General features: G+C 47.6%; 9 protein-coding genes. 7 read left to right on the top strand and 2 right to left on the bottom strand.

Translation table 11 applies throughout. The annotated features are described in order from the left end of the window. The first annotated feature begins 517 nt into the window (after positions 1-517). Complete coding sequence (locus ABWW54_RS09665) at positions 518-2,581, top strand: carboxypeptidase-like regulatory domain-containing protein (RefSeq protein WP_353412031.1); 2,064 nt, start codon at positions 518-520, stop codon at positions 2,579-2,581. 222 nt (positions 2,582-2,803) lie between these two features. After that, positions 2,804-3,082, top strand: coding sequence for a response regulator transcription factor (locus ABWW54_RS09660; protein WP_502907789.1), 279 nt, complete (start codon positions 2,804-2,806; stop codon positions 3,080-3,082). A gap of 16 nt (positions 3,083-3,098) precedes the next feature. On the opposite strand, the gene ABWW54_RS09655 is transcribed toward ABWW54_RS09660, so the two are convergent. Beyond that, on the bottom strand, positions 3,099-3,422 hold the full coding sequence (locus ABWW54_RS09655; RefSeq protein WP_353412030.1) for a DUF3622 domain-containing protein: 324 nt from the start codon (positions 3,420-3,422) through the stop codon (positions 3,099-3,101). A gap of 478 nt (positions 3,423-3,900) precedes the next feature. Between ABWW54_RS09655 and ABWW54_RS09650 the strand changes: the two genes are divergently transcribed. Next, a complete protein-coding gene (locus ABWW54_RS09650; RefSeq protein ID WP_353412029.1) occupies positions 3,901-6,450 on the top strand; it encodes a PKD domain-containing protein in 2,550 nt (849 codons plus the stop codon). Between the two features lie 133 nt (positions 6,451-6,583). On the opposite strand, the gene ABWW54_RS09645 is transcribed toward ABWW54_RS09650, so the two are convergent. Beyond that, the gene (locus ABWW54_RS09645) at positions 6,584-7,432 is read right to left on the bottom strand and encodes a PhzF family phenazine biosynthesis protein (RefSeq protein WP_353412028.1); all 849 of its coding nucleotides are present in this window, start codon (positions 7,430-7,432) and stop codon (positions 6,584-6,586) included. A 118-nt stretch (positions 7,433-7,550) separates the two neighbouring features. Between ABWW54_RS09645 and ABWW54_RS09640 the strand changes: the two genes are divergently transcribed. From ABWW54_RS09640 to ABWW54_RS09625, 4 genes are all read left to right on the top strand, one after another. Next, positions 7,551-8,030, top strand: coding sequence for an Lrp/AsnC family transcriptional regulator (locus ABWW54_RS09640; protein ID WP_353412027.1), 480 nt, complete (start codon positions 7,551-7,553; stop codon positions 8,028-8,030). A gap of 171 nt (positions 8,031-8,201) precedes the next feature. Next, positions 8,202-9,452 (top strand): mechanosensitive ion channel family protein, encoded by a 1,251-nt coding sequence (locus ABWW54_RS09635; RefSeq protein ID WP_353412026.1) that lies wholly within the window; start codon positions 8,202-8,204, stop codon positions 9,450-9,452. 155 nt (positions 9,453-9,607) lie between these two features. Beyond that, positions 9,608-11,140, top strand: a complete 1,533-nt coding sequence (locus ABWW54_RS09630) for an acetyl-CoA acetyltransferase (RefSeq protein ID WP_353412025.1) — start codon at positions 9,608-9,610, stop codon at positions 11,138-11,140. A 20-nt stretch (positions 11,141-11,160) separates the two neighbouring features. Further along, positions 11,161-12,024, top strand: a complete 864-nt coding sequence (locus ABWW54_RS09625; protein WP_353412024.1) for an AraC family transcriptional regulator — start codon at positions 11,161-11,163, stop codon at positions 12,022-12,024. Positions 12,025-12,121: the final 97 nt, after the last annotated feature.

Genomic DNA, 12,121 nt, shown 5'->3' with positions numbered 1-12,121 from the left:
AAACACTGAATTCATTCCATTGTTGATCCGACTCTCTCGGCTTGCACGCACTCCATTTGTTAATAAATGTTAAATTTTTAAAATTCTGCAGCATGAGCTCTGAGCCCAACTTTCCCCATAAAGCTTGACTGAAATCGATGAAGTACAGAATATCCTGCGGCTCAATGACATTTTTATATGAGATTGATTTTCATACAAAAATTAAATCCTCGAGTTAGCCGACCGAAAAATACCAATCAAGTTGCCTAGCAAAGAAACGTTAAGCAGAGAGTAGCCCGCATAAATTACGGTCGTACTTGAGGAAGAATAAATTGCAATATTCTAAGGTGATGTCGTGATTTCGACACACAATATTCACTGGACGGGCCTGATGATTCATGAGAGGTTAACTGCAAGTCTTCAACATTAATCAAGGGATCGTTTCACTTTAGAAACCGGGTCAGTATAGAAAAAGAAGACAGTGTTAAGGGGCAGTATTTTTTGGGTTTAATGTATTCGTAAAAATCGGGGGGTTTTTATGTCACATGGGTTTATCAAAGCAGTTTCATCTTCGTTCTTCTGCGTGCTCGTTCTGAGCACCGTCACAGTCAGCTTATCGTCTTTCGCGAAAGGAAAGTCAGTAACGACCAATGAGGAATGCAATTCTTTCAATTCAAGTCAACCCGCTAAAGCAGCACAGCCACCTAAGGCTAATGAGCGAAGCGTCGAGGGCGGCTCGCCCGCTTGCAGCGAGTTCAACACGGGCTCGAACACACAGAACCAGCAACGGCAAGCTAATGATCTTAAAGCAACGGCTTCTGAAGCGGTGCCGGACGTTGCTTTCATAACGGGGTCCATTGTATCCACGTCAAATGCGCCGATATCCGCTGCCATCGTAACCGCGCTCGACACCACAGGCCTGTCAGAGCCGATGACGATGTCCACAGATTCTAACGGTGTTTTTAATCTCGCCTTGGAGCCGAATAGAGCATACTCAATTAAAATTGCTCACCCAGACTACGGCAAGCAAGTCATCGCTGCTGTGACACCTGATGCCGATATGTCTACGCCTTTGAACCGGATCACCATGCTTGAGCGAGGCAACGAAAGCTCGGTGGCCTACGACGGGCCGGTCACCTTAGAGGCGAAAGACGGCGCAAAAGTGGTGTTAGACAAATCCAATTTTGTGGACACCGATGGCCAGCCGTTTGCCGGCGACATGAAGGTGTCGGTAACTCCGATTGACGTCTCAAACGCAAGACTCGTTGATGCCTTCCCTGGCACAACGTTAGGCTTAGTCCAAGGGAGCGTCGTTCCTGAACTTGTCATCAGCTTAGGAGCCACTGAATTTAACTTTACCCACGACGGCGATCGCGTCAACCTAGCCTCCGGAGCGACGGCTGAAATAGAAATTCCTTTGTACGTGTCAAACTACCCTGATGGGCGGGCCATTGAAGTCGGTCATCAGATTGCAGTCAGTTCGATGGACGAGTCCTCTGGCGTATGGAAGCAAGAGGGCGTTGGATCCGTCGTGAGGGCATCCGAATCACCCAGTGGTTTTTCTCTTCGAGCCACCGTCACTCATTTCTCGTGGTGGAGCGCCGACGTCGCCATGTCTACCCCACCCGGCGATAGCACGCCCAATACCGGGGTAGCGTACATGGAAGTTACCATCAATGCTCCTCAAGGTGTTACGGGCTCAGCGGTAGTGGAGGCAACTGCTCAAAACCTAGTGAACTGGCAAGGGAGTACCGTCAGCATTGCGGTTGATTTCGGGCAAACCACGGCAAGCTTGCCCATACCAGCAAACCGCGAAGTGTGCGTTGTCGTTTACCTTTACTATGATTCAGGCACGTCTGGGTTAACCAATGAACTCTGTCTTAACGAAGTCTCTGAAGCAACCGCATACCTCTTTGTCACACTAGGCGAAGAGGGTCCTATTGACGCTGCGGCGCAACCTCAAACCGGCGATGATACGGCTTTTATACAGGGCTACGTTGGAATCCAAACCCCACCATTAATCGTCGCACCGGTCACCATCGAGACCACGGTTAACTATTCCATCGTATCCGGCACACTGCCTAACGGCCTTAGCTTTGATTTTGCCAACAATGTAGCCACCCTTGTTGGCACACCGACCACGGCCGGTGAGCAAACCTTCATTATTCGTGCCACCGACGGAGACTTGAATTTCGACGACATCACAATTACTTACAACGTGTCATCGATGAGCCCCGCGCCCATGATTGCGGATGATCAAGACCTTTTCTTCACCGATACACTGACCGCACCGGGTGAAACCATTCAGGTTAATCTAAGCGATTTGATTACTAACGTGGGCGGACCGGTCGATTTCTGGATAGAAGTCGATGACTCAGCAGAGCAAACTGAATGCAGAAATAGGTACGAAACACTGGGAGGAAAATCGCCTTCATTCGACCTCAGATTGCCAGACTCAGTCTCATTAAACAGCCTCAGTGGTTCGTTAACATTCACGGCTCCAGGATATTGGGCGGGCTGCTTAGGTGCGGTTAATGAGAACGGCATGTCTATATTTTTGTTTAGTTTCGAGGTCTTTGATGCGGCGGCGCAATCAGGATAGACACGGCATGAACAACACTCCTAACTATTTTTAAGAGCGACAACAATGCTCTACCAGAGGGTCCACATAGCCCAAAGTGTGGGTCCTCTTTTTTTTAACTTTTCCATTTCATGAGGACAGCGCACACTGACACTGCCCTTTTAATATCAAACTGTAGTCGCATTGCTTTTCTCTCAAATACGCTTAAAACTCTAGCCAATCATCGACGCTTTGATAAGGTTCATGGTCTGGCTTGTTAAGCTCACGCCATGCCTTGAAGGCAGCATCGCCACGGGTATGATCGAAAGCCCAATGCAAAAAAATGACATCCTAACCACGCGAGAGCAAACCATTTTGGTTTTTATTGCCGACGGTTATTCAAGCAAAGAAATCGCGACAGCACTGGACACTAGCCGCAGAACGGTGAAAACTCACCGACGAAACATTAAGTCTAAACTAGGGATTGAATCGTTCGCTGAATTGACTCGATACGCCCTTGACCATGGGATAAGCAAACAGTAGCGTCATTTTAGCGAGTTTAGCCCTCGTCTTCATCTCCCGATAACTCGGCGGCCTTCTCCTTAGACTGCAAGGTTTTTTCAGCACGCCTTGCTGAACGCTCCGACTTCTCGGTGACATTGAGTTTTCGCTGTGCGCCGTGGCGTTCATTGTTAGCCGCTTGAGTGCTGGTAAACGCTTTCAACTGTTCCTGCGCCCATTCAGTCGCAGCCGCTTCGCTGGAGAACTCAGCGTTTTCTTTGCTAATCACCGTCGTACGCGACGTCACCTGACGATGAATCTGAGCTCGCCACGTCGCCCCTTGTTGCTCGACAACCGAGCTGTACTTTCTAGTTTTTGCCATTTTTGATATCCCAAACCGCTGACATGCTATAGGCGCGAAGATTAACAGCTTTTTGCGGATGGATTCGACTTTATGTCGACTAATATCCTAGGTTTCCTCAATTCATACCTATTTCGTTCACTGAAAATGGCCTACGAACACCATTACGCTGTTCAGAGCACCTAAGAATCTAAGACACACCACCATAAGATTGAATATTGATGCTCAACCCTGAGCAAACTCAGCTAGCACAGAGCACCTTGCCCGTACTCAAAATTTGCCTAATCATTGGCTCCGCACAATCCATGAAAACCGATCTAACTCCTTAAGAATAATGACGCCACCGCCACGTTGATTCGCGCTCGATTCTAGTACATATGTCTACCTACTGGATTTTAATAGACATTTGTGATACATTTTGTCCAAGTGCTCAGGTGGGGTGTCGTCATGGAATGACTTAGGCGTGAGGTGTTTTTTATCATAAAAAAGGAGATTTTTTATGTTCGCTAAGTATGGCAGTTCAATATTATTTACGATTATTTTGACCACGATGGTCGCGTTCTCTGTGCCTTCCGCGCAAGCCGTTAGTGGCAGCCACAGAAGCCACTCAATATGTCAAAATCTTGATTTCAATTCACACTCCAATTGGTTTTCTTATCTATTGTATCGCTACTGGTCACGTCATTGTGATTCAGGGCAAAACGTAAAACCCACAGCGGATGCTGGCCAAAATCAAACGGTAGACTCTGGCCAAACGGTCACACTCAATGGCAGCGCGAGCCAAGACCCTGATGGGAACATTGTAAGGTACCAATGGCGGTTAATCGGACAAAGCCCTTGGCGATATCCTTACTCCTCTAAAGACACTCTCATTGGCCGAGACGCCGCTATCGCGACGTTTTCCCCTCCAATATCAACCAGAACACGTTACTTCTTCTTTCGATTAGCAATTACCGATAACTCAGGAGCACGATCGACTGACTATGTAAAAATCAAAGTGCGGGCTGCACCCAAAGTCACCATCGAAGGCGGAGATGAATTTGAATCCGAAGAACTTATCAGTCTCAGTGCCGTACTACGTAAGCCTAAACGCGGAGTCTCTTACCAATGGACTCAATTAAGCGGTAGCTCGGCCACGTTTAATTCACCGACCACCCAAGCGGATGTCACCATGGTCTTACCGAGGGTGAGTGAAACCGAGGAACTGGTTTTTCAGGTTCGCGCCAAAAGAGCAAATCGAAAGCCGATTTATGCAACCAAGACAATCACAGTGAATAAGCCAGCGGTACCGCTCTCTACGGTGTCAGGCCGAATAATGAGCATCGCCGGCTCGGCCATTTCAAACGCCAATATCACGGCGATGGACAAAGCCGGCCTAAGCACGGACGTGATCGCCCAAACCAACGTCAATGGTGAATTTTCAATTGATTTAATTGCGGACACAGACTACGTACTTAGACTGACGGAGCTTGGATATGGCAATAAGGTGATTCCATTACGGACACCATCGGTTGGTTCCGAATTTACATTGAATGGCATCACCATGGCCCCACGCAACGACGCACAAACCATTTCCACGGTTGGCCAACAGACCGTCGAAGCCATAGATGGCGCTAGCGTCACCTTCGACAAGGCAAATTTTGTGGATACCGACGGCCAACCATTGCAAGGCGATATGCAGCTCACTATCACCTCCATTGACGTATCCAATACGCGTTCAATCTCGGCTTTTCCAGGCCTATTTTTGGGCACAAGCGATACCGCGAGTACCCCTGAACTTATCGTCAGCTTAGGCGCCACTGAATTTCACTTTACGCACAACGGCGAGGCCGTCACATTGGCCTCTGGCGCAACGGCGGACATACAGATTCCGATCTACGTTAATGAGTATCCAAATGGAAGCCCCATTGAAGTTGGACAGACCACGTCACTGCGATCTCTGAATGAAGACTCCGGCCTCTGGACCCAAGAAGGTGTGGGTACCATTGTGTACTCAGATAACTCGCCAACCGGTTTGGCATATCAGGCTACCGTCTCTCACTTTTCATGGTGGGGCAGCGACGTGGCGATATCCACACCACCTGGAGACACAACGCCGAACACGGGGGTGGCCAACGTCATTATCAACGTCGTCGCGCCCCCGGGCATACAAGGAACCGCGGTTATCGAGGCAACCGCGCCTGGGTTAAGTAATTGGAGGGGCAGCAGCGTCAGTATCGCGGTTGAAATTGGCGAATCATCGTCAACTCTCTCGATACCCGCGAATCGAGAGGTCTGCTTCACCGCACTTCTGTACTACGACTCTGGGGCAACAGGACAAACAAATGAGGTGTGCGTCAACGAAGCGTCGGAAGCCACGGTTAATCTGAATATCACCATCGGCATCGAGGGTCCATTGGACGTTGACGTGACTCCTCAAACGGCGGAGGACACCGCTTTCATTCAAGGGTTTGAGGATGTGCAATCTCCTGCTTTACGGATTGCCCCTTCAACGATCGAAACCACGGTCACTTATCTGTTGTTTTCTGGCACATTGCCCGCTGGGCTAAGCTTGGACGTGTTTGACAACGTACTAAACATCATTGGCGTGCCTACTACCGTCGGACAAGAAACGTTTGTTATTCGAGCCACCGACGAGGACGGGTTCACCGACGATGTGACCATTACCTACGACGTATCAGCAATCGACCCACCGCCCATTATTGAAGCAGACCTAAACCGCTTTTTTATCGGTGAAATCACTACCCCTGGAGGCACAGTCTCTGTCAACCTCAATGATATGGTTTCGAACATTGGGGGCTCCGTTTCACAGTGGCGTGAAGTTACCTCAACAGCCGATCAAACTGAGTGCATAAACATGTACGCGAGCGCGGGCCTAAAAGGCCCATCAGCTGATTTACTGCTACCTGCATCCGCCACCTTAGCAACGTTTACCGGCGAACTCACCTTCGACGCGCCCGGTTTTTGGCTAAGTTGCCTTCTTGCATTTAACAATAGAGGCACAGACGTCTTTATGTTCGGATTTGAAGTCATCGATACGTCCCTTTAGGGTCAATAAGCAACCATTATTACCCACGCTTAGCCAAACCAGTCACTGGTAACGTTTATTACCACTACCAGTGACTGGCCGGCTGCTAGCGTTGATCGCCAACCTAATGGTCAATCCATTTCACAAAGAATAGTCAACAACCCTTCTGATCCATTGACCGAGTCGCGCCAGAGACACGAATAGAGCTATGTGCTTCGTCGGTGAATTCGGCCGTAATGATCGACTTAAGCCCCATGTCCTCGCCTTGAATAATCGTCAATGCCCCTGCTTTGGCATACCCTGAGTCTCGCAGATAACCAGCAAACGCAGCGGCGGCCGCTCCCGTGGCAGGATCTTCCAGCACACCGCCCGATGCAAAGGCGTTTCTAACATGAAATAAGTCATCAGACTCCGCCACCACCAACATGACGGTCACCACACCGCGTTCGTTCATGAATGAGCGACCTTTCGCAAGATCGTAGCTCATCTGAGAAAGGTCTGTACGCGATGCAAGTGGAATAAGGTAGTGATTGGCGCCAGCGTGAATTTTCGCAGGTTGAATATCGGCTGACAAGTGACCTTGATTCAAACCAAACAGCTCCAAGGTCTTTGCTAGTTCAAACTCACTTAACACGTGATGCTCAGTGCGAGGAGATTGAAGCATGGCCTTAAACTGGCTGCCCTCTTGAACTCCTTGCACTGAGATCTCGGTATCATTGAGTACCAGAGAATATGTCCCTGGCCCGTGTTCTTTAGCTAAGGCGGCTCCCAGAGCAATCGTCGCATGGCCACAAAACGGCACTTCCGACTCGGGCGAGAAATACCGAACACGCCAATGCGCCTCCTCATCCAAAGGCACCGCGAACACCGTTTCCGAAAACCCAACCTCAAGCGCCATGCGTTGCATTTCGGATGTCGATGGCATGTCCTTGGTTACCACAACCCCAGCAGGATTGCCCCCGTTCGGACCGTCTGAAAATGCGGCCAGTTTTACAATATTCATAATTTTGAACTTCGTTGTTGAAACCCTATAGATTATATTAGGCACAATCCTGTAAAAACATACATAAAATTAGAAACATTCAAATCCAAACCTTATTAATACAGTGAAAAAACCAGTTATGCCTTTAAAAACGACATACACACTTGATGCCATTGATTCTCAAATTTTGGATCTACTTGAACACCAAGGTCGACTCTCTATCAAACAATTAGCAACTCAAATAGACATGTCGGCGCCCAGCGTCACAGAAAGGTTACGTCGTCTGGAAAGTCGAAAGATAATTACGCACTTCTCCGTTGAGTTAGACCTGACAAAACTGGGGTATGACCTCAAAGCCATTGTTCGGATAAAACCCAGAGCCGGAAAGTTAAAGCAAGTCGAGAGTATGATTACAGATCAACGGCAATTTGTAAGCTGTGATCGAGTTACGGGCGAAGACTGCTATATTGCAACATTGATGTTACGCTCAATCGTCGAATTAGACAGTGTATTAGAACCTTTCCACGACGCCGCAGAAACCAACACATCTATTGTTAAGTCATCTCTATTTGAAAAAAGAGAACCCTTTCAAACAAGCCAAGCAAGGAACCACACTTAAAACGTCGCGAATTTCTGGAGTACGTTAATAACTAACAAGGTTCTGCCAGCGTATTGGGGTGTGAGCGCAGCCACCGCCATGATCTTAGCCTTACTGTGAATCGAAGTCTTTCTGACACTAGCGCCTGTTTAGCGTTAAACTCACCGGGCTGAGATCAACAAGTTTATTAACATGAATACATTCATCACGCAGTGGGTAGAAACGTTTCCTGTCTTGACCCCTTATCAAACACCGATCGTGAGTGCCATCGGCGTGGCAGGCGTTCTTTTGCTGTCGGTATTGGTTTACTTGGTAACCAAACGAATTGTCGTCAATTTGATCCAAAAATTCATAACCAAAACCAAATCCAAGCTTGATGATATCTTGATTGAGAGAAAGGTATTCGATCGCTTATCTTTGCTAGCCCCGACGATTGTCATTTACAAACTTATCCCCTTTGCGCTCGCTCCTTACCCGGCTCTCGCGCAAATAATTGGTGTCGTTGTGTTGATCTACGCAGTGCTCATAGCGACCCTCGCAATTGACTCGGCCATAGGCGCCTTTTTAGCGATCTACCGCACCTTTCCAATCGCTAAAAGAATGCCTGTTCAAAGCTTTGTCCAGGTGGCTAGATTGCTGCTCTACTTTATTGCAATAATTCTTGTGATGTCTCTGATCATTGGAGAGTCGCCGTTAAAGTTATTTGCAGGCTTAGGCGCCATGACAGCGGTATTAATGCTGGTATTTAAAGACCCCATATTGGGCTTTGTGGCTGGGTTGCAATTGAGCTATAACAAGATGGTTAATCTGGGTGATTGGGTTGATATTCCACAGCACAAAGCGAGCGGTGACATATTAGAAATCGGGCTTACTACGGTAAAGGTTCAGAACTTTGACAACACGATAACCACCGTTCCCACCCAGGCACTCATTAATGAGTCGTTCAAAAATTGGCGAGGCATGCAAGAGTCTGGAGGCAGGCGAATCAAACGCTCCGTTTACGTCGATATAAATTCCATTGGGTTTTGTGATAAAGAACGATTAGCTCGTTACAGCAAGATTGATTTCATCAAAGACTACATCAACACAAAGCAAACGGAGCTTGATGCCCATAACGCAAAATTTGGGATCGAAGAGTCCTTAGTCAACGGCCGACGCATTACCAATATCGGTACTTTTCGTGCTTACATTGTTGCTTACTTAAAGAACCACCCAAAGATAAATCAAAATTTAACTTTATTAGTTAGACAACTGGCAACGGTGGATAGTGGCGTGCCCATTGAAATCTACGCATTCAGTGCCGATAAAAATTGGGCAAACTACGAGACTTTGCAAGCCGATATTTTTGACCACCTTTTCGCCGTTGCACAAGAATTCGATCTGCGTTTGTTTCAGCGCCCCACCGGCCATGACCTTGCCAAATTTTCTGAACGTCATCATTGAGTAACGTCGATAAATAGCAGAACATGTCATCTTATCGTTATTGAGAGTGACTTAAACACGCCAGTTCGAAGAACTTGACGGAGCCGATGGATTTATCGGCCTGCGTGCTCTAAATTGTTTTCACTAATACATCTTTTTCTGATACACAGAGCTTTATGCAAGACGATGCACGCACTCCCGTACTGATCGGTGCCGGTCAATTTACCGACCGATCGAATTCTGAAAACGGACACACACCCGTCCAGATGATTGCTCAAGCAATCATCGCCGCCATGCATGATGGTGGAAATAGCACGTTATTCAATCATATTGATGTTCTCGCATGCAGTGGATTAACCGTTGATGCCAAACAGGTAAAAACGCCGGTTTCAGGCCTTGTTAGGAATGTGCCGATGGCCGCCGCAAAAGCAGCAGGAATTAAAGCCCAAAAGCACTACTATGCTGAAGCCGGTGGCAACACACCTCAAATGCTCGTGAACCACTTCGCTAAGTCCATCGCTAATGGGGATATCGAAACCGCCGTCTTAGCGGGCGGAGAAGCCTTACATACGATGAATCTTCGGTTCAATCACTGGAGCAAGATATTAAGGCCAAAGAGGCATTGGAAGGATCGGTCCGGCGACTTACCTAGCACGATTGGCGAGGTTCGGGACGGCAGTTCGGCTTATGAAAATCGCTACTCGATGAATCTGCCAGCCAACGTATACCCGATGTTTGAAAATGCGCTACGCGCTCACTACGGCCACAGCATCGAGGAACATCAGAATCACATATGCGAGTTATTTGCGAAATTCAGTGCGGTCGCACAAAACAACGAATTCGCATGGTTCAAGAACCCACCAAGCAAGTCAGATCTCCTTGAGCAAAGCCGACAAAACCGTATGGTCGGATACCCCTACCGAAAGCGACTAAACTCCATGATTATGGTGAACCAATCCGCAGCCGTTGTAATGACCTCAGTCGCCCGTGCAAGAGCGCTGGGCATTCCCTCCGACAGATGGGTACACTTGCACGGGTATGCCGATGGTTACGACGTTTGGAACGTCAGCCAACGCGCCAATTATTTTAGCTCGCCTGCCATCAAATCGCTGTCAAAACACGCTCTATCAATGGCAGGCAAATCGATCGACGACATAGCCGCATTTGATATCTACAGCTGCTTTCCGTCTGCGGTACAAGTTGCCTGTGATGCCATGGGAATCAGTCATTCTGACACACGTGCTCTTACCTTAACCGGAGGCCTTCCTTACTTCGGTGGTCCCGGTAACAACTACAGTATGCACGCCATCGCAGAAATGGTTAACTGGGCTCGGGAAAACCCGAAGGATACTGGTTTAATGAATGCCAACGGTTGGTATTTAACCAAGCACTCGATCGGCGTTTATTCACAACGACGCCCAAAGAAGCCATTTGTTTTGTCTAACCCGATTCACCAAAAGGCAGACGACTCGCCAAAAATAAATAGCAATGCGCAAGGCAAGGCGACGATAGAAACCTTCACGGTTTTGCATGACCGCGAGGAGAAACCGAAAAAGGCCATTATCATTGCGCGAGATGAAGATGGGAGCCGTTGTTTAGCGACCTGTGATAACACCCCTTCGACCCTTACGGCTCTTATGCAAGAAGATAGCATCGGAAAACAAGGCGTACTTGTTAAACGAAGAAGAAAGACTTTCTTCGACTTTTAGCGCGATTGAACTTCGGCTTTATGCAAATTCCAAACATTGAATTCGACCACAGCTTGTGTCGCTTTTCAGACTTCGAAGTACTCGACATAGAAGACCTCTCATGTCGAACACTCGACCATGATCCTCAACGTCCACACAAAGTGGGGTTCTTTCAGGTCATTTATTTCGAGTCAGGTGAAGGCCAACACATGATCGATTTCGAAGACTATGGTTTTTCCTCGGGCACGGTCATTTTTGTATTTCCCGAACAAATTCATGCGTTTGACTTTTCTAATAAGCCTAAGGGCAAAGTTTTACTATTCACCCATCGTTTTCTTGATCAAGTTCTCCACAGCACACGGCTCCCCGATCACTCCCCGTTCAACCTTAATCATGATCGGCACCCGGTAGTTACAACCGATAAAATGAGCCAGGCTCGTTGTAATGCCCTAATCGAACAGATAGATTTAGAAACGACCCACCCTAATGCGACCCCACTGATCGTGATGCACCTTTTCTCTGCAATATTACTTCTGCTCCACAGGTTAATGCCAACGCGTAAAAACGACCACCTTTCAGACGATCAACGCAGAACCTTTAATGCCTTCCTAAAGTTGCTTAACACTAATCCTCGCCAAATTCGAGAAGCAACATGGTTCGCGAATCAGGTAAACACAACGTACAAAACCCTAAATAAGATCTGTAAACTCGAAGCAGGAATGACTGCGAAACAACTTATTGATTCACTTGCGGTTATGGAAATTAAACGCAACCTAGTCATTGCTAGGGTAACCATAAAAAGACTGGCATTCGATTCAGGGTTCGAAGACGTGAGCAACTTTATTAAGTATTTTAAAAAACACACTGGAAAGACTCCGAGCCAATTTCAAAAACGTCACAGCTAAAACCCAACCCATCGAAAACTCACTTAGAAAGGGTTCGATATTTACCATTTTTCAGCTGATTTAGACTCTTCACCGATAGCCGGCTCACCGTTATTGT

It is taken from the genome of Arenicella sp. 4NH20-0111 (genome assembly GCF_040366405.1).
GTDB lineage: Bacteria > Pseudomonadota > Gammaproteobacteria > Arenicellales > Arenicellaceae > Arenicella.
Note: the sequence above shows the minus strand (reverse complement) of the source record. Positions and strands in the feature narration are given on the sequence as shown.

What these genes read in the sequence shown, in the direction of transcription:
- ABWW54_RS09665 (WP_353412031.1), top strand. Translation starts at nt 518, where the DNA reads ATGTCACATGGGTTTATCAAAGCAGTTTCATCTTCGTTCTTCTGCGTG.
- ABWW54_RS09660 (WP_502907789.1), top strand. Translation starts at nt 2,804, where the DNA reads ATGGTCTGGCTTGTTAAGCTCACGCCATGCCTTGAAGGCAGCATCGCC.
- ABWW54_RS09655 (WP_353412030.1), bottom strand. Translation starts at nt 3,422, where the DNA reads ATGGCAAAAACTAGAAAGTACAGCTCGGTTGTCGAGCAACAAGGGGCG.
- ABWW54_RS09650 (WP_353412029.1), top strand. Translation starts at nt 3,901, where the DNA reads ATGTTCGCTAAGTATGGCAGTTCAATATTATTTACGATTATTTTGACC.
- ABWW54_RS09645 (WP_353412028.1), bottom strand. Translation starts at nt 7,432, where the DNA reads ATGAATATTGTAAAACTGGCCGCATTTTCAGACGGTCCGAACGGGGGC.
- ABWW54_RS09640 (WP_353412027.1), top strand. Translation starts at nt 7,551, where the DNA reads ATGCCTTTAAAAACGACATACACACTTGATGCCATTGATTCTCAAATT.
- ABWW54_RS09635 (WP_353412026.1), top strand. Translation starts at nt 8,202, where the DNA reads ATGAATACATTCATCACGCAGTGGGTAGAAACGTTTCCTGTCTTGACC.
- ABWW54_RS09630 (WP_353412025.1), top strand. Translation starts at nt 9,608, where the DNA reads ATGCAAGACGATGCACGCACTCCCGTACTGATCGGTGCCGGTCAATTT.
- ABWW54_RS09625 (WP_353412024.1), top strand. Translation starts at nt 11,161, where the DNA reads ATGCAAATTCCAAACATTGAATTCGACCACAGCTTGTGTCGCTTTTCA.